This is a genomic window from Streptomyces sp. Je 1-332, from assembly GCF_040730185.1.
Taxonomy (GTDB): Bacteria; Actinomycetota; Actinomycetes; order Streptomycetales; family Streptomycetaceae; genus Streptomyces.
On record NZ_CP160402.1, the window covers coordinates 3,066,280 to 3,087,614 of the forward strand.

At 69.8% G+C, this 21,335-nt stretch carries 20 protein-coding genes and 1 riboswitch; of the genes, 7 read left to right on the forward strand and 13 right to left on the reverse strand.

The genetic code is table 11. From position 1 onward, the window contains the following. Positions 1-143: 143 nt before the first annotated feature. Positions 144-416: a hypothetical protein gene (locus tag ABXJ52_RS13880; protein ID WP_367042298.1), complete on the reverse strand. Its 273-nt coding sequence runs from the start codon at positions 414-416 to the stop codon at positions 144-146. A 197-nt stretch (positions 417-613) separates the two neighbouring features. Continuing rightward, positions 614-1,876, reverse strand: a complete 1,263-nt coding sequence (locus tag ABXJ52_RS13885; RefSeq protein ID WP_367042300.1) for an NAD(P)/FAD-dependent oxidoreductase — start codon at positions 1,874-1,876, stop codon at positions 614-616. A 210-nt stretch (positions 1,877-2,086) separates the two neighbouring features. Between ABXJ52_RS13885 and ABXJ52_RS13890 the strand changes: the two genes are divergently transcribed. After that, on the forward strand, positions 2,087-2,413 hold the full coding sequence (locus ABXJ52_RS13890) for a hypothetical protein (protein WP_367042301.1): 327 nt from the start codon (positions 2,087-2,089) through the stop codon (positions 2,411-2,413). Between the two features lie 78 nt (positions 2,414-2,491). On the opposite strand, the gene ABXJ52_RS13895 is transcribed toward ABXJ52_RS13890, so the two are convergent. Both ABXJ52_RS13895 and ABXJ52_RS13900 read right to left on the reverse strand, forming a co-directional pair. Continuing rightward, positions 2,492-2,965 carry a hypothetical protein gene (locus ABXJ52_RS13895; protein ID WP_367042303.1) on the reverse strand — a complete coding sequence of 158 codons (474 nt, stop codon included), beginning with the start codon at positions 2,963-2,965 and terminating at the stop codon, positions 2,492-2,494. Between the two features lie 229 nt (positions 2,966-3,194). Beyond that, positions 3,195-4,460: a cytochrome P450 gene (locus tag ABXJ52_RS13900; RefSeq protein WP_367042305.1), complete on the reverse strand. Its 1,266-nt coding sequence runs from the start codon at positions 4,458-4,460 to the stop codon at positions 3,195-3,197. Positions 4,461-4,599: 139 nt separating this feature from the next. Here ABXJ52_RS13900 and ABXJ52_RS13905 point away from each other — a divergent pair, with 139 nt between their 5' ends. Next, a complete protein-coding gene (locus ABXJ52_RS13905; protein ID WP_367042307.1) occupies positions 4,600-5,652 on the forward strand; it encodes a helix-turn-helix domain-containing protein in 1,053 nt (350 codons plus the stop codon). Positions 5,653-5,693: 41 nt separating this feature from the next. Here ABXJ52_RS13905 and ABXJ52_RS13910 read toward each other — a convergent pair whose 3' ends face one another. Together ABXJ52_RS13910 and ABXJ52_RS13915 are read right to left on the reverse strand one after the other, a co-directional pair. After that, positions 5,694-7,151 carry an MFS transporter gene (locus ABXJ52_RS13910; RefSeq protein ID WP_367042308.1) on the reverse strand — a complete coding sequence of 486 codons (1,458 nt, stop codon included), beginning with the start codon at positions 7,149-7,151 and terminating at the stop codon, positions 5,694-5,696. A 99-nt stretch (positions 7,152-7,250) separates the two neighbouring features. Further along, a complete protein-coding gene (locus tag ABXJ52_RS13915; protein ID WP_367042309.1) occupies positions 7,251-8,462 on the reverse strand; it encodes a DUF445 domain-containing protein in 1,212 nt (403 codons plus the stop codon). 436 nt (positions 8,463-8,898) lie between these two features. On the opposite strand from ABXJ52_RS13915, the gene ABXJ52_RS13920 reads away from it, so the two are divergent. Continuing rightward, positions 8,899-10,218 carry an SGNH/GDSL hydrolase family protein gene (locus ABXJ52_RS13920; RefSeq protein ID WP_367042312.1) on the forward strand — a complete coding sequence of 440 codons (1,320 nt, stop codon included), beginning with the start codon at positions 8,899-8,901 and terminating at the stop codon, positions 10,216-10,218. A 74-nt stretch (positions 10,219-10,292) separates the two neighbouring features. Here the strand turns inward: ABXJ52_RS13920 and ABXJ52_RS13925 are convergent, their stop codons facing one another. From ABXJ52_RS13925 to ABXJ52_RS13940, 4 genes are read right to left on the reverse strand one after another with little or no spacing between them, the layout of a single operon-like run. Continuing rightward, positions 10,293-11,117 carry a DUF1707 domain-containing protein gene (locus ABXJ52_RS13925; RefSeq protein WP_367042314.1) on the reverse strand — a complete coding sequence of 275 codons (825 nt, stop codon included), beginning with the start codon at positions 11,115-11,117 and terminating at the stop codon, positions 10,293-10,295. Positions 11,118-11,126: 9 nt separating this feature from the next. After that, a complete protein-coding gene (locus tag ABXJ52_RS13930; protein WP_367042316.1) occupies positions 11,127-12,092 on the reverse strand; it encodes an ABC transporter ATP-binding protein in 966 nt (321 codons plus the stop codon). Positions 12,093-12,098: 6 nt separating this feature from the next. Then, positions 12,099-12,941, reverse strand: a complete 843-nt coding sequence (locus ABXJ52_RS13935) for an ABC transporter permease (protein ID WP_367042317.1) — start codon at positions 12,939-12,941, stop codon at positions 12,099-12,101. Then, positions 12,934-13,755 carry an ABC-2 family transporter protein gene (locus tag ABXJ52_RS13940; RefSeq protein WP_367042319.1) on the reverse strand — a complete coding sequence of 274 codons (822 nt, stop codon included), beginning with the start codon at positions 13,753-13,755 and terminating at the stop codon, positions 12,934-12,936. Before ABXJ52_RS13940 ends, ABXJ52_RS13935 begins: the two co-directional genes overlap by 8 nt. 197 nt (positions 13,756-13,952) lie before the next feature. Between ABXJ52_RS13940 and ABXJ52_RS13945 the strand changes: the two genes are divergently transcribed. Beyond that, positions 13,953-16,457 carry a transglycosylase domain-containing protein gene (locus ABXJ52_RS13945; RefSeq protein WP_367042320.1) on the forward strand — a complete coding sequence of 835 codons (2,505 nt, stop codon included), beginning with the start codon at positions 13,953-13,955 and terminating at the stop codon, positions 16,455-16,457. Between the two features lie 42 nt (positions 16,458-16,499). Here the strand turns inward: ABXJ52_RS13945 and ABXJ52_RS13950 are convergent, their stop codons facing one another. From ABXJ52_RS13950 to ABXJ52_RS13960, 3 genes are all read right to left on the reverse strand, one after another. Further along, a complete protein-coding gene (locus ABXJ52_RS13950; RefSeq protein WP_160505255.1) occupies positions 16,500-16,820 on the reverse strand; it encodes an SMR family transporter in 321 nt (106 codons plus the stop codon). A 49-nt stretch (positions 16,821-16,869) separates the two neighbouring features. After that, a riboswitch (guanidine-III (ykkC-III) riboswitch) is annotated at positions 16,870-16,931 on the reverse strand. A gap of 84 nt (positions 16,932-17,015) precedes the next feature. Continuing rightward, the gene (locus ABXJ52_RS13955; protein ID WP_367049044.1) at positions 17,016-17,318 is read right to left on the reverse strand and encodes a co-chaperone GroES; all 303 of its coding nucleotides are present in this window, start codon (positions 17,316-17,318) and stop codon (positions 17,016-17,018) included. Positions 17,319-17,475: 157 nt separating this feature from the next. Continuing rightward, positions 17,476-17,805: a DUF3618 domain-containing protein gene (locus tag ABXJ52_RS13960; protein ID WP_367042322.1), complete on the reverse strand. Its 330-nt coding sequence runs from the start codon at positions 17,803-17,805 to the stop codon at positions 17,476-17,478. Between the two features lie 221 nt (positions 17,806-18,026). On the opposite strand from ABXJ52_RS13960, the gene bcp reads away from it, so the two are divergent. The 3 genes from bcp (at position 18,027) to ABXJ52_RS13975 (ending at position 21,293) form a co-directional block, all read left to right on the forward strand. Then, positions 18,027-18,494, forward strand: coding sequence for a thioredoxin-dependent thiol peroxidase (gene bcp, locus ABXJ52_RS13965; RefSeq protein ID WP_367042323.1), 468 nt, complete (start codon positions 18,027-18,029; stop codon positions 18,492-18,494). Between the two features lie 159 nt (positions 18,495-18,653). Next, on the forward strand, positions 18,654-20,150 hold the full coding sequence (gene proP / locus ABXJ52_RS13970) for a glycine betaine/L-proline transporter ProP (RefSeq protein ID WP_367042324.1): 1,497 nt from the start codon (positions 18,654-18,656) through the stop codon (positions 20,148-20,150). A gap of 144 nt (positions 20,151-20,294) precedes the next feature. Beyond that, on the forward strand, positions 20,295-21,293 hold the full coding sequence (locus ABXJ52_RS13975; protein WP_367042325.1) for an HNH endonuclease: 999 nt from the start codon (positions 20,295-20,297) through the stop codon (positions 21,291-21,293). Positions 21,294-21,335 lie beyond the last annotated feature (42 nt).

A 21,335-nucleotide genomic window follows, 5' to 3' on the forward strand; every position in this document is an offset into this window, starting at 1 on the left:
CGACCCTTTGCCCGAGCTTCCGATGCCGAACGTCTCGCTCAATTCGGCGCCTACGACTCCCAGATCCGGCGTGATCGATGAAACGGAAAGAGGACCCGCTCCCGGCGGGCCCTCTTTCTGGGTTCTGCTGGTGTTGCTGAGGACTAGTCCTCGTGGTGGCCCGCGACGTGGCCCGTGGCCTTGGTGATGCCTGCCATGCCGCCGACGTTCTCGTAGGTGAAGCCGGCCATCGAGCCGTTGTTGTCGCTGCTTTCGCCGTGGCCCGCGGCCTTGGTGATACCGGCGGGGCCGCCGACGTTCTCGTAGGCGAAGCCGGCACGCCAGCCCTGGTCGTCGTCGGCGAGGGCGGTGCCGCTGGCGCCCAGTACGGCGCCGGCGGTGAGGGCGGTGACGGCCAAGGCGGTACGAATACGCATGGGGTCCCTTTCAGGTACGGGGTCATGGGGTGGGGGATGCGTGCGGGGTTTTCCCTATTTCCTGACCGCACAGACCTGACCCTCCGCAATTCACCCGGACAGGCGCCCGACCAGGCGCACCCTCACCCGGACAGGCCCGCGACCGGGCGCACCCTCATCCGGACACTCGCCCGCGCGGACCCTGCGGAACGTGCCCGTTACCCGACCCGCTCTTCCCAGTCGATCCTGTGGTCGAACTGCCAGGTGCCCCATACCGCTCCCCCGGCCCCGCCCACCTTCGTTGCCACCGGCAGCAGTGCGTCCCGCAGAGCTCGGCTTACTGGGCCCGCTGGTTTTGGGGTGGCCGTGCGGGCTGCTGCTGACGTGGCCGTCGGTGTTGCCGTCGTGTGTTTCAGGATGCGGTCCACCCTGGGGCGGCGCAGGGACTCGTACGCCTTGAATGCCTTGCCCGGGGGCAAGTCCCGTAGGCAGCGGGCCAGTTCCACCGCGCTCTCCGACGCCAGCGACGCTCCCTGGCCCGATGTCGGCGGCGTCGCGTGCGCCGCGTCGCCGATCAGCGTCATGCGGCCTCGGCTCCACGTCTGGATCGGAGGCATCGTTTCTGTGGGGCCTGTGATCAGCAGGTCCTCCGCGGGCGTGTCCCGCACCAGGTCCGGCGCCGGAGTGCGGTCGCTCGCGAACGCCTCTCCCAGGCGCTTCAGCCACTCCCCCGCGCCCACCGCCTGCGCCTCCGCCGACGTCATCGGCTCGCGGTGCGGCAGGTTCGCGAACCAGGCCGCCGAACCGTCGTCGAAGATCTGGTAGGCGAAGTACGCCCGCTTGCCGTAGCACATGTACAACACCCCCGAAGTTGACGGGAGTTCCGTGCTCGGTACGCGTGCCGTGAACGTCAGCGTTCCGGCGTAGTGCGGCTTCGGTGTCGTCGGGTCGATCAGTTTGCGCACCGTCGAGCGCAAGCCGTCCGCGCCGATCAGGATGTCCGCCCTCGCCAGTGAGCCGTCCGAAAGACGGGCCGTCACCCCGGCACCTGTGTCGGTCGCGTCCAGCAGGCGCTTGCCCCGGTGAACGGGGATCTCGCGGTTTGCCGTCTCCCTCGCGATCGCCTCGTACAGCTCCGTTCGCCAGACGAAGCGCGTGGCGGGGAGTTCCTCGGGCGGGGACAGCTGAGCCAGGTGTCTGCCCGTCCAGCTGCGCAGGCCGAGCGCGGTCACCGGCGTGCCGATCGCGCGCACCGTCTGCGCCGCGTCGATCGCCTCCAGCGCCTGCTGGCCGTTCGGCGCGATCGTCATCCCGCCGCCCCTGCCGGAGCCCCGGCCCCTGGGCACGGCGTCGTCGTACGCCTCGTACACACTTGCCTCGATGCCCGCCTTGTGCAGTGCCATCGCCGCCACCAGGCCTGCGATACCACCCCCGATGACCAGGGCGGTTCGGGTACTGGAAGCAGGGGTTCGCGCGGTCATCTCTACTATCGGTCCCTCGTCGGTGCGCCTTCGATCGCGCCGCTCGGCCGCAGCGCGCACCCTCACCAACCTACGCGGGGCAGGCCCCCTCGCCGCAAGGCTTTCCTGGCGCGTTAGCCTCGGGCCTCGGATGCATTGAGGACGTATCGGCTCGAAGCGTGGCCGGGAGCGTCGGCCGAAAGCCGGGAAAGCGAGGCAGGCATGGCAGGCATGGCGAAGGTACCCGCAGCTGCAGTGGCCGCCGGTGGGCTCGTCGGGGGGTACGCCGTCGCCCGCTGGACCAAGAAGCGGCCCCTCGGTGGTGTCGTCCTCGCCGCCGCCGGAGCCGCTGCCGCGCAGCAGTGGCGGCAGAGCGCGGGCGCGAAGACCGCTGCCGCGCTCAGCGTCACGTACGTCGCCGCCTTCGCCGGATCCCATCCGCTCGCCAAGAAGGTCGGAGCCTGGCCCGCCGTCTTCGGGGTCGCGGGGGGCGTGGGGCTTGCCTCATGGGTACTTGCCGACCGGAGGGATCATCGGGCGTCGGCCGGTGCCGTTTGACGCCGGGGCGTCGGACTCCGGGGCGTCGGACTCCGTTGCGGCTGTGCTGTACGACCCCGGCGCTTCCGGACGCCAACGCTAACGACTGAGTTCCTCGCTGTCCCTGAACAAGCGCGCGAAGCCTGCCACCGCGAGCACCCCCGCCCCCATCACCAGCACGAAGAACCCCCACGCCAGCGGCCACACCGCCGCGTCCGGTGCCGGGTGGCTGTCGAAGGAGACGTACATCAGCGTCGCCGGCGGTCCCGCCACCAGGAGCAGTGCCCAGCCGAGGCGGTCGCGGTAGCCGAAGTAGGCCGCCAGGGACAGCATCGCGACCGTCAGGGCGGCGATGCCGAGCGCCGTCACCGGTGACGTCTCGTTGATCGCGCCCGGCGTTTCGGGGCGGTTGCGCAGGTCCCAGGGCAGACAGAGGAGGTACGCCCCCACCGCGAGGCCCGCGCCCAGCGCGCGCGTCGTCCAGCGACGCAGGGGCGGGTCTCCGGGCAGGGGCGTCAGCAGGTTCTGCTGCCACATCCGCGGGCTCATGCGCTGCCAGATTCGCGGGCTCATGCGCTGCCAGATTCGCGGGCTCATGCGCTGCCAGATTCGCGGGCTCATGCGCTGCCAGATTCGCGGACCCATGTGCTGCCACATCCGCGGACTCATCCGCTGCCATATCCGCGGGCTCAGGTGCATCGACTTCGCCGTCATGCGTACGACCTTGCCGACTTCCCCAGGGGGCGCGACAGAGTACGCGTACTCAGAACCGAGCCTCCTGCTGAGATGAACGCGCCCCCGTCTACCAACGCACCCGCACCTCCCGCAGGCTCCGCATGAGGGAGGTGCGCCACTGCGGTGTGCCGGTGCCCGCGCCGTCGAAGGCGAGGCCCGGGAAGCGGTCCAGCAGGATGCGCAGGGCCAGGGTCGCCTCCAGGCGGGCCAGCGGGGCGCCCAGGCAGTGGTGCAGGCCGTGCCCGAAAGCGAGGTGGGCGCGGGTCTCGGCCGGATCGCGGTGGATGTCGAAGCGGTCGGGGTCGGGGAAGCGCGCGGGGTCGCGGTTCGCGGCGGCGATGGAGAGCACGACCCGCGCTCCCGCCGGTATGTCGGCGCCGCCGAGGGTGAGGGGTTCGGCGGCGTAACGGTACGTGCCCGCCGGCGCGGGCGACTCGAAGCGGAGTGTCTCCTCCACGGCGCCCTTCAGCAGCTCGGGGTCGGCGCGGAGTGCGGCGAGTTGCTCGGGGTGGCCGAGGAGCAGGTGTACGGCGTTGGCGATGAGGTTGACCGTGGTCTCATGTCCCGCGACGAGCAGCAGGAAGGCCATGCCGAGCAGTTCCTCCGGGGTGAGACGGTCCACCCCGCTCCCCTCGCCGGCCTCGCCCTCGGCGCGCGCGCCGCCCCCGGCGCCCGCACCACCCCCGTCATGGGCGCGGACCAAGGCGTGCAGCAGATCGCTCTCCGCCGCGTCCCGCAGCTGCCGCTTCTCCTCCGCGAGCCCCGCGAGGTACGCGCCCATCTCCTGCGAGGCGCGCGCGGATTCCTCTGGTCGGTCGAGGGCGACGACCTTCGTGGACCACGCCCGGAAGGCGGGCCGGTCCAGGTCCGGCACACCTAGCAGCTCGCAGATGATGGTGAGCGGCAGCGGATAGGCGTAGGCGGCCACGAGGTCGGTATGGCCGTCGGCGGCCACGGCGTCCAGGAGCGCGCCGGACGCCTCCTCGATGCGGGGCCGCAGGGCCTGGACGCGGCGGGCGGTGAACTCGCGGGCCACCAGGGTCCGCAGGCGGGTGTGGTCGGGCGGATCGACCTGGAGCATGTTGCGGCCCACGGCGTACAGGCCGTCGTCCTCGAAGTCGGCGGAGTGCCGCACGTCGTTGAGCAGCCTGGGGTCGGCGAACGCGGCGCGCACCTCCTCGTGTCCGACCACCAGCCACGACTCGTCCCCGGTGGGGAAACGTACGTAATGGACGGGCCCGCGCGAGCGCAGTGCCCGGAAGGCGGCGTACGGGTCGGCGGTGAAGTCGTCGGTGAGGTCGTCGAGTCGGACGGTGGGGTGTTGCGTGCGCATGCGCGACTCCCTGACAGAAGCGGGCGGAAGTGGGGAGAGCTCCCTGTTTCAATTCCGGAGGCGACCGTAGCATGAAGTGGGGACCACTCCCGACTTTGCTGCGCGCCGGTTACACCGACCCGGGTGGAAGGATGCGGCCATGGACGGAGAGGAAGCGCAGAGGGCAGGGGGAGCACAGGTAGCTCCGAGGGCAGCCGGAGCGCAGGACACGGAGGTCCCGCACCGCGTGGCGGTCCTCGTCAGGGACGGTGTCCTGCCGATGGAACTGGGCCTGATCCACCAGCTGTTCGGCAACGCGCGCTCACCGCGGGGCACGCGCCTCTACGAGCTGACGACCTGTGCCCTGACCCCCGGCATGATCCGCACGGACGCGGACTTCCCCGTCTACGCCGAGCACGGCCCCGACGCGGTGGCCGCCGCGGACACGGTGATCATCCCGGCGTCGCACGAGGAGGACGAGTCGCTGGGACCGGCGCCTGGCGGGTTGTCACCTGCCTTGGCGGGCGCGCTGGAGTCCGCATCCGGCGCCCGTATCGCCTCCATCTGCACCGGCGCGTTCGTCCTCGCGGCGGCGGGTCTCCTGGACGGCCGCAGGGCGACGACGCACTGGCTGTCGGCGGACCTCTTCGCCCGTACGTTCCCTGCTGTGACGGTCGATCCGGACGTCCTGTACGTCGACGAGGGCAGGACCCTCACCTCCGCGGGCGAGGCGGCCGGCATCGACCTCTGCCTGCACATGATCCGCGGTGACCACGGGGCGGCGGTGGCGGCCGACGTGGCCCGCCGCAACGTCGTACCCCCGCACCGCGAGGGCGGCCAGGCCCAGTACATCCGGCGCCCGGTGGCGGAGCCCGCCCTGACGTCGACGGGCCGGGCCAGGGAATGGGCCCAGGAGCGCCTGGCCGAACCCCTGACGCTGGCCGAGATGGCCGCGCGGGAGTCCATGAGCGTGCGCACGTTCAGCCGCCGTTTCCGCGAGGAGACGGGCCTCACGCCGATGCAGTGGCTGACCCAGCGCCGCGTGGACCGGGCGCGCGAACTCCTGGAGGAGACGGACCGCACGGTCGACCGCGTCGCGGCGGAGGCAGGCTTCGGCACGGGAGCGTCGCTGAGGCAGCACTTCCAGGCGGGGCTCGGGGTGTCACCGGGGGCTTACCGGATGACGTTCAGGGGGACGCGGGGGCCGGCCTAAGGGGCCGGGCTGACCGGAGGGAAGCCCCCCCCCCACAACCCTCAGCCCGACGCCTTCGCCTCCGACAACGGGCTCGCGATGTCCTCCAGAGAACGTCGCTCCGCCTTGACCGCGAACACCGCCGCCACCAAGCCCGCCGCGCACATCAGGCCCGCCCCGATCTGGAAGGCGAGGACCGTGTCGCCGACGACGCCCGACTCCGTCAGCTTGGCGAAGATCAGTGGGCCGCTGATGCCGCCGGCCGCCGTGCCGATGGCGTAGAAGAAGGCGATCGCCATGGCTCGGGTCTCCATGGGGAAGATCTCCGAGACCGTGAGATACGCGCTGCTCGCGCCCGCCGACGCGAAGAACAGGACCACGCACCAGCAGGCGGTCAGCGTCGCCGCGCTCAGCGAGCCGCGGTCGAAGAGCCACGACGTGACGAAGAGCAGGATGCCCGAGACGATGTACGTCGACGAGATCATGATCCGGCGGCCGACCGTGTCGAAGAGCTTGCCGAGGAAGAGCGGGCCGAGGAAGTTGCCCGCGGCGATGACGGCGAAGTAGTAACCCGTACTGCCCGAGGGGACGTCGAAGAACGTGGTGAGGATCGCGCCGAAGCCGAAGGTGATCGCGTTGTAGAGGAACGCCTGGCCGATGAAGAGGGAAAGGCCGAGCACCGCCCGCTTGGGGTAGTCGCGGAAGACGGTCTTGGCGATGAGCCCGAAGCCGATGCTCTTGCGCTGGTGGATGGTGATCTCGCGCTCGGGCGGCGGCAGGCGTTCGCCCTTCTCCTCCTCGATCTCCCGCTCCACCGACGAGACGAGGGCGTCCGCCTCCTCGCCGCGGCCGTGGATGAACTGCCAGCGCGGGCTCTCCGGGACATGGCGGCGTACGAGGAGGATGACCAGGCCCAGGACGACGCCGAGGGCGAAGGTGAGCCGCCAGCCGATGTCCTTGGGGAAGATGCTGGTGTTCAGCATGACGACCGAGAGCAGCGAACCGCCGATCGCGCCCAGCCAGTAACTGCCGTTGATGATCAGGTCCACGCGCCCGCGGTACTTGGACGGGATCAGTTCGTCGATGGCCGAGTTGATGGCCGCGTACTCGCCGCCGATGCCGAAGCCGGTGAGGAAGCGGAAGAGGAAGAACCACCAGGCGTCGAAGGAGAGCGCGGTGAGCGCGGTGGCCCCGAGATACACCGCGAGGGTGACCATGAAGAGCTTTTTCCGGCCGTACTTGTCGGTGAGGCGGCCGAAGAAGAGGGCGCCCACGCAGGCCCCCGCCACGTACAGGGCCGCCGCGGTGCCGGTGATCTGGGCCGAGCTGATCGCGAGGCCGCTGCCCTCCTCGGAGAGTCGGCTCGCGATGTTGCCGACGGTGGTGACTTCCAGGCCGTCCAGGATCCAGACCGTCCCGAGGCCGATGACGATCATCCAGTGCCATCGGGACCAGGGAAGGCGGTCGAGACGGGCGGGCACGGCCGTGGTGACCGTGGCTTCGGTGCCGCTGGACGACATCGGGGCCTCCTTGCACCGAAGCGGGTGGACGGCCTTACGAGTGCCCTGCCGGGCGGCGCTTACGCCCCGCTCTCCCCGTTCTCCTCGGCCGTCGGCGGGTCATCCGCCCAGCGCGTGCGACACCGTGTAGATCGCGAGGCCCGCCAGCGCTCCCACCACCGTGCCATTGATCCGGATGAACTGCAGGTCGCGGCCGATGTGGGCCTCGATCTTCTTCGAGGTGTGCTCGGCGTCCCAGCCCGCGACCGTGTCGGTGATCAGTGAGGTGATCTCGTCGCGGTACGTCGTCACCACGTACACCGCGGCGCCCTCGACCCAGCCGTCCACCTTCTGCTGAAGCCGCCCGTCCGTCGCCATCCGTGTGCCGAGGGAGAGCAACGCGGCCCGCACCCGCAGCCGCAGCTCGCTGCGCTCGTCCTCGGCGGCGGCCACGATCATCTGACGCACCGCCGACCAGGCGGAGGCGATCAGGTCCTGCACCTCGCCACGGCCGAGCACGTCACGCTTGAGGCGCTCCACGCGCTCGCGGGTGTCCGAGTCGGACTGCAGGTCGTCGGCGAAGTCGGCGAGGAAGCGGTCGACGGCGCCGCGGGCGGGGTGCTCGGGCATGTCGCGCATCTCGGTGAGGAAGCGGAGGAGTTCCTTGTAGACCCGCTCGCCGACCTTCTTGTCGACGAACCGCGGGGTCCAGCCGGGGGCGCCGCCCTGCACCGCGTCCATGACCGACTCGTCGTGCTCGACCAGCCAGTCGTGGGCGCGTACGCAGACCAGGTCGACGACCCGTTTGTGGCCGCCGTCCGCGACGACCTTCTCCAGCATCTTTCCGATGCCCGGTGCGATCTCCTGGGCGTCGGCGCGGCGGGTGATGGCCTCGCCGACGACCGCCTGGACGTCCGAGTCGCGCAGGACCGTCAGGGCGCCGCGCAGGGCCGTGGCGAGCTCCGCCGTCACCCGATCGGCGTGATCGGGGTCCGCGAGCCAGGTGCCGAGGCGGGAGCCGATACCCACCGCGCGCAGCCGGCCCCGTACGACATCGGATGAGAGAAAGTTCTCACCGACGAAGTCGCCGAGGGAGGCGCCCAGTTGGTCCTTCTTGTTCGGGATGATGGCCGTGTGCGGGATGGGCAGGCCCAGGGGGTGGCGGAAGAGCGCCGTGACCGCGAACCAGTCGGCGAGCGCGCCGACCATGCCGGCCTCGGCCGCCGCCGCGACATAGCCCGCCCAGGCGCCCGCACCGGAGTTCTGGGCCCACTTGGCCAGCACGTAGACCAGCGCGACGAAGAGGAGCAGGCCCGTCGCGGTGATCTTCATCCGGCGGACACCGCGCCGCTTCTCCTCGTCGGCGGGGCTGTACGTGAAGCCACCGCCCCCCGGAGCGAAACCGCCGCCCGTACCGGAGGCGGACGTGCCGGAGCCGGACGTGCCGGAAGGGACGCCGCTTGACGGGCGGAGCCCGCGGGCATGCTGCCCGGCAGAGTCCGCTTCAGCCGCGCCCTCCGGCCTTGATCGATTCGTGCGTTCCACTCACTCCACCTGACCCGTTCGCGTGGTTCGCGGCGTCCTCATCCGTATTGTCCCCGTCTCTCTGCGTCCCTTCCTGACCGACTCCTGGAACGGACCACAAGTTCCCGGCGTCTGAAGGGGCGGAGGGGGGCAGTGTCGGCCGCCTCACGGCCCATGACGCATCATGGGGTGATCACATCGGAGCCTCGGTCGGGCTCCCCCTGCTCGAGGAGACACAGCCCGCATGACCAAGCGTCACGGTTATGCCCTGCTTGCCGCGGTCCTCGCGGTAATAGTGGTGATTTCCGCCGTCATATACCTCGGTGTATCCAGCGACGACGGATCTCAGGACACCATCAGCGCGGGGCCCCGCAGCCCGCGCAACTCCGCGGCTCCGGCCTCCGCCGGAACGTGGGTCGGCTCCTGGGCCGCATCCCCCGCCGCCGCGGAACCAAACACGCACCGCGACGGCTTCGCGGGCCGCTCCATCCGCAACGTCGTGCACACCAGCGTCGGCGGTGACAGCGCCCGCATCACCCTGTCGAACCTGTACGGGCAGACGCCGCTGAGCATCACCCACGCCTCGATCGCCGTCGCCATGGGTGCGAACAACCCGTCGGCCGCGCCCGGCACCCTGCGCCGCCTGAACTTCAACGGCAACACGTCCGTGGTGATCCCCGCGGGCCAGCAGGTGATGAGCGACGCGGTGCGGCTGCGCGTGCCGCACGACGCCGATCTGCTGGTCTCGACGTTCTCGCCGACGCCCTCGGGCCCGGTCACCTTCCACCCGCACGCCCGCCAGGTCAGCTACGTCGCCGACGGCGACCGTACGGAGGACTCGAACGGCGCCGCGTACACCCAGCAGAGCACCTCCTGGCGCTACCTCTCGGCCGTGGACGTCCTGTCCAACGAGTCGGACGGCACCGTCGTCGTCTTCGGTGACTCGCTCACCGACGGCATCTCCTCCACGATGGGCGCCAACGCCCGCTGGACCGACACCCTCGCCGACCGCCTCCGCGAGGAGTCGGGCGCCCCGCGCTACGGCGTCGTGAACGAGGGGATCAGCGGCAACCGCATCCTCTCGGACGGCAACGGCACCCCCGCGGACAACCCGAGCGGGCTCACGCGCTTCGACCGTGACGTGCTCGACCGTACGGGCGTCAAGGCCGTCGTCGTGGCGCTCGGGGTCAACGACATCCTGCGCAACCCGCACCAGAACAACCCCGACCGCATCGTGGAGGGCCTGCGCGAGCTGACCCGGCAGGCGCATACGCGCGGGCTGCGGGTCGTCGGGGCGACCCTGATGCCGTTCGGCGGCCACCGCGGGTACCAGCCGCAGCTGGAGAACGTGCGCCAGGCGGTGAACGAGCAGATCCGCGACGGCAAGGTGTTCGACGAGTTCGTCGACTTCGACCGTGCGCTGCGGGACCCCTACGACCCCCGCAAGCTGCGTGCCCAGTTCGATTCCGGCGACCATCTGCACCCGAGCGACGCGGGCTACCGGAAGATGGCGGAGACGTTCAACCTCGCGCACCTGCGGGGCTCCGCGGCGGCCGAGCTCTAGGCCCGGCCGCTACTCACCGCCTCCGGCCGTCGTCAGCCGGCCGTCGTCAGCCGGGCGCCGTCAGTCGGCCGTCGTCAGCCGCCGGATCCGCCGGTCCCGTCGTCGCCGGGCGACGGATGCGACGTGTCGGACCTGTGCTGGTGCTCGTGGCGCCGTCGGCGGTGCTGGTCGGCGCGCTCCAGGTGCCCGGCGCGCTGCTCCAACTGGGCCGCGCGCCGCTCCTCGCGCCGCTCAAGACGCTCGCGGCGGCGCTCCTCCTTCAGGCGCTGCTTCTCCATCCGGCGCATCTTGCGGTCCACGCCGACGCCGCCCATCAGGGCGAAGCCCTTGACGACGACGCGGGGCGAGCCGGGTGTCCCCTCCCCGGTCGCCTTGTCCTCGAAGCCGCCCATGAAGCCGAAGCCCTTGACCACGACGGTCATCTCGGGCGGGACGATGACCTGCATGCCGCCCATGATGGTCCAGCAGCGGATCTCCACGTCGCGTTCCGTGAAGCGCGCCTCGCGCAGGTCGATCTCGCCGCCGCCCCACATCGCGAACCCGTCGAACTGCCGGCCGACCACCCAGCCGCCCTTGCGGCTGAACCCGCCCCAGAACGCGAAGCCGAGGGTCGACGACGGCTCGCCGCTCACCATCCGCTCGGCCCAGTCGATGGCGGCGGGGTCGTCGTCCACCGGGCCCTTCACCATGGACACCTTGGTGCCCACCGCCGGCAGATCCGCCGTGATCGGCTCGAGCTCGCCGTACGTACGCGCCTTGTACGTCGCGTCCAGGCGCTCCTCGAACTCCTCCATGTCGAGCCGGCCCTCGGCCACGGCGTCACGGAGTCGTTCGGCGACGCGGTCACGGTCGGCGTCGGCGGCCCGGAGGTCCGGGAGATGAGGCTGCTCGTCGGTCATACGCAGAGCCTACGAGGTCGCCTTCTCCGCGTACATCTTGGCGATGACGGCCTCGATGTCGGGCTCCCTGACCGAGAGGTCGACCATCGGATACCGGGCCGCGACCCGGGCGACAAGCGGAGCTGCCGACTCCGAAGCGGGGAAGGCGAGCCACTGCCGCGGGCCCTCCACCTTCACCACCCGAGCCGACTCCACCTCGATGGGCGGAAGTTCGCGCTCCAGGTCGACGACCAGGGTGCGCTCGCTCTCTCCCACCTCGTGCAGCCCGGCGAGGGCGCCGTCGTACATCAGACGGCCGTGGTCGATGACCATCACCCGCTTGCAGAGCTGCTCGATGTCGGTGAGGTCATGCGTGGTGAGCAGGACCGTCGTACCCGCCTCCGCGTTCAAGTCCCGCAGAAAGCCCCGGACCTTGGCCTTGCTGATCACGTCGAGCCCGATCGTCGGCTCGTCCAGGTACAGCACCTCCGGATCGTGCAGGAGCGCCGCCGCGATGTCGCCGCGCATCCGCTGGCCGAGCGAGAGCTGGCGCACCGGAACGTCCAACAGTGCGCCCAGCTCCAGGAGTTCGATACAGCGGTCGAGGTTCTCCTTGAAGCGGGCGTCCGGGATCCGGTACATCCGGTGCATCAGGCGGTACGAGTCGATCAGCGGCAGGTCCCACCACAGGGTGGTGCGCTGGCCGAAGACCACACCGATGCGCCGCGCCAGGCGGGTGCGCTCGCGGGAGGGATCGATCCCCGCGACGCGCAGCCGTCCGCCGCTCGGCGTGAGAATCCCCGTCAGCATCTTGATGGTCGTGGACTTGCCGGCGCCGTTCGGGCCGATGTAGCCGACCATCTCGCCGCGCGGCACGGTGAAGGAGATGCCGTCCACGGCACGCACCTCGTGCCGCTCGCGGCGCAGGAAGCCGGTCTTCTTGGCGACGTCGAAGACCTTCTCGACGCCCTCCAGCTCAATGAGGTTCGTTTCCACGGCTGTTCAGCTCCCTGTGCTGCGATACGAACGAAGACCGGTGCGCCAGGCGAGGCCCGCGAGCGCGAGAAGGAGGGCGGCCACCAGCGGCGGTGTGAACGCCACCCATGTCGGCAGGTCCAGCGGATAGGGCCGCCCTAGGACGTACAGCGCGGGCAGCCAGTTCACGAAGGCCAGCGGCAGGATGAAGGTGACGCCGCGCACCAGGTCCTTGGCGAAGACGGTCGGCGGGAACTGGAGCAGCGTGGTGCCGCCGTACGTGAACGCGTTCTGCACCTCGGCCGCGTCCTGCGCCACGAACTGGAAGGCGGCGCCCCCCACGAACACGGCGGCGAAGATGCCCGCGCCGCAGAGCAGCATCAGCGGCACCATGAGCACCTTCAGCGGGGTCCAGTCGACGTCCAGGACCACCAGCGCGTACCCGAGGACGAGCGAGGCCTGGAGCAGGCGCCCGAGGCGGTGCAGCCCGAAGCGGTCGGCGGCGACCTGCGCGATCACCGGGGCGGGCCGCACCAGGAGCGTGTCGAGCGTGCCGTCACGCACCCGCTTGCCGAGCCGGTCCATGGACCCCAGGGCGAGGTCGGTGAGCCCGAACGAGGTGCAGGTGGCGCCGTACAGGAAGGCGATCTCGGAGAGCGAGTAGCCGCCGAGCCGGTCCACCTGGGAGAACATCAGCAGGATCGCCGCGAAGTCGAAGGCGGTCACCGCGAAGTTGCCGATCGCCGTCATCACGAAGGACAGCCGGTAGGCCATCAGGGAGCGGATCCACATGGCGGAGATCAGCCGGTAGGCCCGCAGCCCGTCCCGCACCTGCGCAAGGCATTCCCGTACGCGCGTCAGCTCAGCCACCCTGCACCACCACCCGACGCGTGGCCACGGCCTGAAGCAGCCGCCCGGCCGTGAGCAGCGCCGCGGCCCAGCCGATCTGGAAGGCGTACGTCCGCAGCAGGTCCACGCCCGTGTGCCTGCCGAGGAACACATCGGCGGGCACCTGGAGCAGCGCCGACCAGGGCAGCGCGCGGGCGAACTCCCCGAGCGCGCCGGGGAAGACGTTCAGCGGGAGCAGCATCCCGGAGAAGAACGTGCCCGCGAGCATCGCCACCTGCGAGGTGCCCGCCCCGTCCATCAGCCAGAACGCGGAGAGCGCCACCAGGAACCGGATCGCGAAGCTCACGAGCGCGCCGAGGAGCACCGCGAGGAGGAACGCGAGCCAGCGCCCCAGCTCGGTGGGGAGGGCGAGATCGAAGACGAGGGCGCCGACCACCATCGGCACGACACCGCGCCCGAGCAGCTGGAACAAGGCGCGGCCCAGGTCGGTCGCCAGCCACCAGAGCTGCAGGTCGGCGGGGCGGTACAGGTCGACGGCGATGTCCCCGGTGCGGATCCGTTCGATCAGCTCGCCCTCGAAGCCACCGCCCATCAGCGCCATCACCGTGAGCAGCGCCTGGCCGAGCCACACGAAGGTCAGCGCCTGCGACTGGTCGTAACCGCCGAGCCCCGGCCGCTCGTCCCAGAGCGCGATGTAGGTGTACGCGAGGATCAGCCCGAAGACGGTGTTGGTGAACACTCCCGCCAGCGTGGCCGTCCGATAGGTCGCGTATCGCCTGAACCCTCCGCGGGCGACGGCCGCGTACAAGCGGAACCGTCCTGTACGCACACGCATCCCCTTTAGCGAGAGTGTTGATGAAGGCCTTGCCCGGTCCGGGCCAAAGGGACGGAGCCTAGTGTGGCCGTCAGCGCTCGTGCCAGGCATTTTCGGCGCAGGGCGCGTGCCTGGCGGGGAACGCATGAAGCGACAGTGTGCAATGGGTCGTACGAGGCGTGCGTGACGTACGACGCGAACCGGGAGTTCCACGAGATATGAGCAGCGACGAGCCGCAGCAGCAGGGCGCCGAAAAGCCCGAGGGATGGGCGCCCCGCGAACCCGTGGACGACCCGGCAGACACCTCGGGCGGCACCTCGGCCGGCACACCGGCCGGCACCCCGGCAGCCACATCGGACACGCCGGACGCCGAGGACACCGGCAAGAAGGGCAAGAAGAAGCGCCCCAAGCGCAAGGGCTGGCGGCGGATCTTCCCCACCTGGCGCATGGTGCTCGGCGGTTTCATCCTGCTGATCCTGCTCTGCGTCGGCGGCTTCGTCGCCGGCTACATGATCGTCGAGATCCCGCCCGCCAACGCGGCGGCCACCGCCCAGAGCAATGTCTACCTCTACGCCGACGGCAGCCAACTGGCCCGCGACGGCGAGGTCAACCGCGAGAACGTCCCGCTGAGCCAGATCCCCAAGGAAGTCCAGCACGCGGCGCTCGCCGCCGAGGACCGCGACTTCTACAGCGAGTCCGCGGTCGACCCGAAGGCGATGATCCGCGCCGCCTACAACACCGTCACCGGCAAGGGAAAGCAGTCCGGTTCGACGATCACCCAGCAGTTCGTGAAGAACTACTACCTGGGCCAGGAGCAGACGGTCACCCGCAAGGCCAAGGAGTTCTTCATCTCCATCAAGCTGGACCGCGAGGTGAGCAAGGAGGACATCCTCGCCGGGTATCTGAACACCAGCTACTTCGGGCGCAACGCGTACGGCGTGCAGGCCGCGGCCCAGGCGTACTTCGGCAAGGACGTCAAGAAGCTGAACACCGCGCAGGGCGCCTATCTGGCGACGCTCCTCAACTCCCCCAACGCGTACGACGTGGCGACCCACCCGGAGAACAAGAAGCGCGCCGAGGGCCGCTGGAACTACGTCCTGGACGGCATGGTCAAGGAGGGCTGGCTCAGCGCCGCCGAACGGGCGAAGACCAAGTTCCCCGCGCCGAAGGAGGCCAAGGGCGCGTCCAACCTCTCCGGGCAGCGCGGATATCTCGTCGGCGCCGTCGAGGACTATCTGGTGGCCAACGACATCGTCGACGAGGACACCCTGGACAAGGGCGGCTACCGCATCACCACCACCCTCCAGAAGGGCCGCCAGGACGCCTTCAAGAAGGCGGTCGACGACCAGGTGATGTCCAAGATCGACAAGGACGCCCGCAAGGTCGACCGCAACGTGCGCGCGGGCGGCGCCTCGATCGACCCGAAGACCGGCAAGGTCGTCGCCATGTACGGCGGCATCGACTACACGAAGCAGTACGTCAACAACGCCACGCGCCGCGACTACCAAGTGGGCTCCACCTTCAAGCCGTTCGTCTTCACCTCGGCCGTGGAGAACGGCTCCGTCACCCAGGACGGCCGGCCCATCACCCCCAACACGATGTACGACGGCACCAACAAACGCCCCGTACAGGGCTGGGACGGCGGGGCGTACGCCCCCGAGAACGAGGACAACGTCGACTACGGCGACATCACCGTCCGTACCGCCACCGACAAGTCCGTCAACTCGGTCTACGCACAGATGGCCGTCGACGTCGGCTCGGACAAGGTCAAGGACACCGCCGTCGCCCTCGGCGTCCCCGAGACCACCCCCGACCTGACCGCGTCCCCCTCCATCGCGCTCGGCCCCTCCACCGCCTCGGTCCTGGACATGACGGAGGCGTACGCGACGCTCGCCAACCACGGCAAGCACCCCACGTACACGATGGTCGAACGGGTCACCAAGGACGGCCAGGAGATCGAACTGCCGGAGCCGAAGACCGCGCAGGCCGTCAGCCGCGAGGCCGCCGACACCACCACGTCGATCCTGCAGAGCGTCGTCGACGGCGGCACCGGCACGGCCGCGCAGGCCGCGGGCCGCCCCGCGGCGGGCAAGACCGGCACCGCGGAGGAGGACAAGGCGGCCTGGTTCGCGGGCTACACCCCCGAACTCGCCACCGTGGTCTCCGTGATGGGCCAGAACCCCGACACCGGCGCGCACACCCCGCTGTACGGGGCGCTCGGCCAGCCCCGCATCAACGGCGGCGCCTACCCCGCGCAGATCTGGGCGCAGTTCACCCGGGACGCCCTGGAGGACGAGCCCGTACAGGACTTCGACCTGCAACTGGAGGAGGGCGCCGACGTGCCGCCCGTCCCGGACCCCTCGGACGTCGAGGAGGACCCGGCAACCGGCGGCGCGGCCACCGGCGGTGACCAGGGCCAGACCCAAGGGCAGGACCAGGGCCAGACCGAAGGCCAGGACCAAGGGCAGACCCAGGGCCAGGACCAGGGCCAGACCGAAGGGCAGGACCAGGGGCAGACCGAGGGCCAGACGGACGGCGGTGCCACCGTGGACGGCGGAGCGACCGACGGCGGCATCCCCACCGACCCGGGCACCGCCCAGGGCGGCCAGACCGACGGCTCCACCGTGGACGGCGGAACGGGTGACGGTGGCGCGGACCTGGGCGGCCTGACGGAGGGCGCGGCCAGAAGGAAGGGCGAGGGCAGCCCGGCGTACTACTACTAGCGCCCCGGGGCCGGTGACAGCCCCGGGGCCGGGACGTACTCCCTAGTGCCCCGAGGTCGCCTTCAGGCCCACGACGGCGACCAGCAGCAGCACCACGAAGAAGATCCGGGCGGCGGTGGCGGGCTCACCGAGCACCATCATCCCGACCACCGCCGCACCGGCAGCACCGATACCGACCCACACGCCGTACGCCGTGCCGATGGGCAGCGTCTTGGCGGCGTGCGAGAGCAGCATCATGCTGGCGACGATCCCGAGGCCGGTGAACACGCTCGGCCACAGCCGCGTGAACCCCTCGGTGAACTTCATCCCGATCGACCAGCCCACCTCGAGCAGACCGGCGACGATCAACAGAACCCAGGCCATGACGGCACCTCCGACACGTAGAGACGCGAGATCGCGTCACTTCAATGGGGGTGCGTCGTCTTTGCGGAAACCCGGTACGGCGCGTCTCGTCGGGGTCCTTAAAAGGTAGCAAACGCCACGCGTAAGGGGCTGGTGACGATGGTCACCAGCCCCTTACCGACTACTTCTGTACGGCTACAGATACAGGCCCGACGGCTACAGATACAGGCCCGTCGAATCCTCGGAGCCCTCGAACCGGTCGGCGGCCACGGCATGCAGATCACGCTCGCGCATCAGCACGTACGCCACACCCCGCACCTCCACCTCGGCCCGGTCCTCCGGGTCGTACAGCACCCGGTCACCCGGCTCCACCGCACGCACGTTCTGCCCGACGGCGACGACCTCGGCCCAGGCAAGACGCCTGCCGACAGCGGCGGTCGCGGGAATCAGGATGCCGCCGCCCGACTTGCGCTCACCCTCGGCGGAGTCCTGCCGCACGAGCACACGGTCGTGCAGCATCCGGATGGGCAGCTTGTCGTCGTGGGTGCTGTGTCCCTTGCTTTTGGCGCTCACGCCCCGAACCTACCTGGCGCGGGCCCGCGCGGACGATGCCGGGTCAGCCCTCGCGTCCTCGCGGCCCGCCAAGTCGGCCCCAGCGTCCTCTCGGTCCGCGAGGTCAGTCCCTGCGGCGCCGCGTGCTCACCGCGAGCATCCCCACCAGACCGACGACCACCAGCGCCACCGGCACGATGCGCTCCAGACGCGGCGCACCGTCCTCGTGCACCAGCTGGCCCCGCACATCGGAGACCACGCGGTTCGCACCGACGTACGCCCGCCCGAGGGAGTGGTCCACCTTCGCGGAGACCTTGGCCTTCGCGTCACCCACGATCGTCTTCGGGTGGACCCGCACCCCGATCTCGTCGAGCGTCTCGGCGAGCGTCACGCGACGGCGCTTGATGTCCGCCTCGATCTGCGCCGGGGTCCTGCTGTCCGACGTGTCCGACACCGCGCTGCCTCCGTGGTCGTTTCCGGCTGTCTGTTTCCTTCTGTACGTGTCGCCGACAGTCTGTCAGCTCCGCGCGCCCCGCACCCCGCGGCACCCCTATTACGCTCGACTCCGTCACCAGACGTTTTCACCACACGTTTTACGAGTAATCCGCTGATGATCACGAACATGGACATGAGTATGACCATGAACATGAGCATCCTGTGCGAGGAGACCGAAAGATGAGCGAGCGACTCACCCCCGGCGACACGGCCCCGGCCTTCACCCTGCCGGACGCGGACGGCAACGAGGTCTCCCTGGCCGCCCACAAGGGCCGCAAGGTCATCGTGTACTTCTACCCGGCCGCCCTCACCCCCGGCTGCACCAAGCAGGCCTGCGACTTCACGGACAACCTCGACGCCCTCGCCACCGCGGGCTACGACGTCATCGGCGTGTCCCCCGACAAGCCGGAGAAGCTCGCCAAGTTCCGCGAGCAGGAGAACCTCAAGGTCACCCTGGTCGGCGACCCCTCCAAGGAGACCCTGGAGGCGTACGGCGCCTTCGGCGAGAAGAAGCTGTACGGCAAGACCGTGACCGGCGTCATCCGCTCCACGGTCGTGGTCGACGAGAACGGCAAGGTCGAGCACGCGTTCTACAACGTCAAGGCGACGGGCCACGTAGCCAAGATCATCAAGGACCTGGGCATCTGAGAGACCTGGGCCTCTGAGGACCCGGGCATCCGACTGCCCCCACCCCTCCCCATCCACCCGCTGTGACGAAGCCCCCTTCAAGGGGGCTTTCGTTTGCATCGGCCATCTTCGAGCAAGTGATCCCTGGAGGACTGTTCGCAGAATGGAAGGAACCACGTCATGGCGGCCCACGAAGAAGCCGAGGCCGACGCCGACGCGCTCAAGCGACACCGCACCCTTTTCCGGGCCGTCAAGCGGCGCAAGGACCCCCCTCTGCGCCGCACCGACATCACGGTCACGGACGAGGCGGCGGTCAAGCGGGCGGTCAAAGCCGCCTCGCTCGGCAACGCCATGGAATGGTTCGACTTCGGCATCTACAGCTATCTCGCCGTCACCATCGGCCACGTGTTCTTCCCGTCCGGGAACGACACGGTCCAGCTGATCTCCTCGTTCGCCACCTTCGCGGTGTCCTTCCTGGTGCGTCCCATCGGCGGCATGGTGTTCGGCCCAATGGGCGACAAGATCGGCCGCAAGAAGGTCCTCGCCCTGACCATGATCCTCATGGCCATCGGCACCCTCGCCATCGGCCTGATCCCGTCCTACGCCAGCATCGGCTTCTGGGCCCCGGTCCTGCTGATCTTCTTCCGCCTCATCCAGGGCTTCTCCACCGGCGGTGAGTACGGCGGCGCGTCGACCTTCATCGCCGAGTACGCCCCCGACAAGCGCCGCGGCTTCTTCGGCAGCTTCCTGGAGATGGGCACCCTCGCCGGCTACACCGGCGCGGCAGGCCTCGTCCTCATCCTCAACAGCGCACTCGGCGCGGACACCATGGAGCAGTGGGGCTGGCGCGTCCCGTTCCTCGTCGCGGGACCGCTCGGTCTCGTCGGCCTCTACCTGCGGCTGAAGCTCGACGAGACACCCGCGTTCCAGAAGATGGAGGACGCCACCTTCCACTCGGCGTCCGAAGGCGCGTCCACCGTCGAGACCACGGCCAAGGGCGACCTCGCCAAGATCTTCCGCCAGCACTGGCCCACGCTGATCCTCTGCATCGCGCTCGTCGGCGCGTACAACGTCACCGACTACATGCTCCTGTCGTACATGCCGACGTACCTCTCGGACGAACTCGGCTACGACGACTCGCACGGCCTGCTGATCCTCATCGGCACCATGGTCGTCCTGATGCTGCTCATCACCCAGGTCGGCAAGCTGTCCGACCGCTTCGGCCGCAAGCCGCTCCTGATGACCGGCATGGTCAGCTTCCTGGTCATCTCCATCCCGGCGTTCCTCCTGATCAAGCAGGGCAGCCTGATCGCGGTCTCCGCCGGCATGCTCCTCCTGGGCCTCTCCCTGCTCTGCCTCCTCGGCACGATGTCGGCAACGCTCCCGGCCCTGTTCCCCACCTCGGTCCGCTACGGCTCCCTGTCGGTGGGCTACAACATCTCCGCCTCCCTATTCGGCGGCACGGCCCCCCTGGTCATCACATCCCTGATCAGCATCACGGGGACGGACATGATCCCGGCGTACTACTCGATGGCGGCGGCGCTGGTCGGCATCATCGCGGTGTCCTGCATGAAGGAAACAGCCCAGAAGCCGCTGTCGGGCTCCCCGCCGTCGGTGGGAACGAAGGAGGAGGCGGCGGAGATGGTGGAGGCAGCGGCCCCGGTCCCCCGCTTCTGACTCCTCCCCCCCTCTCCGGGTCCGGAACGGCCCGCCCCACTTGCACGTGGGGCGGGCCATTCCGCATTTCGGGCGTGACTGTCCGATAAGCGGTTCGTTAGCCCGTACGAGACTGCGACGCGCGGTCGGATACGGAGGGGAACGATGCCGGACCCGTACAGCAGGGATCGGTTGACGTCGGTCGTCGCCGAGGCCCGCAATTGGACTGACCTGATGCGGCGCCTCGACCTCAGGCCGAGCGGAGGGCAACGGCGCGTGTTGCAGGAGAAGGTGGCCTGCCACGGACTCGACACGAGCCACTTCGCCCAGCGCAGCCCATGGCGCAAGTATCCGGACGCCGCGATAGCTGACGCCGCCGTGTCGTCGTCCTCGCTTCGCGAGGTGGCACTCAAGTTGGGCGCCGCACCAGCCACCGGGACGCTCTCGCACATCCGCCGCCGCATCAGCGCGGCCGGCATCGACATCAGCCACTTCCCCGGCATGGACCGCCCCGAACTTGACCTGCCCTTCACCCCCGAGGAACTGCGGGCAGCGGCCTCGGAAGCGACAAGCGTGCGCGGCGTGGCGCGCGCCTTGGGGATACCTGACGACAGCCGCTCTCGCGCGGCGTTGGGCCGCATGCTGCGCGCGCAGGGCGTCGACACCGGGCACTTCTCCCACCAGCGTCCGCCGATCCCGGAGCAAGAACTCCGCGACCTGGTACGAAGCTGCGACAGCTACGCCGCCGTGATGCGGGGCCTCGGCATCGAGGTCGACGACACCAACCACCGCCGCGTTCGACGCGCGGCAGCGCGCCTCGGCCTCGACACCACCCACTTCAAACGACGGGCCTGGGCGCAGCCGGAGCGTCCCGCACCTCCGCCCATCGCTGATCGGGTGCTGGTCGTGCTGCCGGATCACGCCGGACGGACCAACAGGACTCAGCTCCACCGAGCCCTGACCGAGATCGGGTTGCCGTACGTGTGTGCCGGGTGTGGCAGCACCGGTGAATGGCTCGGGCGCCCGATCACCCTGCAGATCGACCACGTCAACGGGAACTGGCGCGACAACCGGCGGGAGAACCTTCGGTACCTGTGCCCCAACTGTCATGCGCTGACGGAGACGTGGTGTCGGCAGAAGGGGAGGGAGCCGCTCGCCGGATAGCCATCGGCCCTCGTACACTTACAGCCGCCCGTCACAACTGAC

Coding starts and splice junctions, on each gene's coding strand:
- ABXJ52_RS13915 (WP_367042309.1), bottom strand. CDS start 8,462: ATGAAGATCACCGCGACGGGCCTGCTCCTCTTCGTCGCGCTGGTCTAC.
- ABXJ52_RS13880 (WP_367042298.1), bottom strand. CDS start 416: ATGCGTATTCGTACCGCCTTGGCCGTCACCGCCCTCACCGCCGGCGCC.
- ABXJ52_RS13940 (WP_367042319.1), bottom strand. CDS start 13,755: ATGCGTGTGCGTACAGGACGGTTCCGCTTGTACGCGGCCGTCGCCCGC.
- ABXJ52_RS13920 (WP_367042312.1), top strand. CDS start 8,899: ATGACCAAGCGTCACGGTTATGCCCTGCTTGCCGCGGTCCTCGCGGTA.
- ABXJ52_RS13895 (WP_367042303.1), bottom strand. CDS start 2,965: ATGAGCCCGCGAATCTGGCAGCGCATGAGCCCGCGGATGTGGCAGCAG.
- ABXJ52_RS13885 (WP_367042300.1), bottom strand. CDS start 1,876: ATGACCGCGCGAACCCCTGCTTCCAGTACCCGAACCGCCCTGGTCATC.
- ABXJ52_RS13950 (WP_160505255.1), bottom strand. CDS start 16,820: ATGGCCTGGGTTCTGTTGATCGTCGCCGGTCTGCTCGAGGTGGGCTGG.
- ABXJ52_RS13910 (WP_367042308.1), bottom strand. CDS start 7,151: ATGTCGTCCAGCGGCACCGAAGCCACGGTCACCACGGCCGTGCCCGCC.
- ABXJ52_RS13955 (WP_367049044.1), bottom strand. CDS start 17,318: ATGCTGCACGACCGTGTGCTCGTGCGGCAGGACTCCGCCGAGGGTGAG.
- ABXJ52_RS13900 (WP_367042305.1), bottom strand. CDS start 4,460: ATGCGCACGCAACACCCCACCGTCCGACTCGACGACCTCACCGACGAC.
- ABXJ52_RS13890 (WP_367042301.1), top strand. CDS start 2,087: ATGGCGAAGGTACCCGCAGCTGCAGTGGCCGCCGGTGGGCTCGTCGGG.
- ABXJ52_RS13905 (WP_367042307.1), top strand. CDS start 4,600: ATGGACGGAGAGGAAGCGCAGAGGGCAGGGGGAGCACAGGTAGCTCCG.
- proP (WP_367042324.1), top strand. CDS start 18,654: ATGGCGGCCCACGAAGAAGCCGAGGCCGACGCCGACGCGCTCAAGCGA.
- ABXJ52_RS13925 (WP_367042314.1), bottom strand. CDS start 11,117: ATGACCGACGAGCAGCCTCATCTCCCGGACCTCCGGGCCGCCGACGCC.
- ABXJ52_RS13945 (WP_367042320.1), top strand. CDS start 13,953: ATGAGCAGCGACGAGCCGCAGCAGCAGGGCGCCGAAAAGCCCGAGGGA.
- bcp (WP_367042323.1), top strand. CDS start 18,027: ATGAGCGAGCGACTCACCCCCGGCGACACGGCCCCGGCCTTCACCCTG.
- ABXJ52_RS13975 (WP_367042325.1), top strand. CDS start 20,295: ATGCCGGACCCGTACAGCAGGGATCGGTTGACGTCGGTCGTCGCCGAG.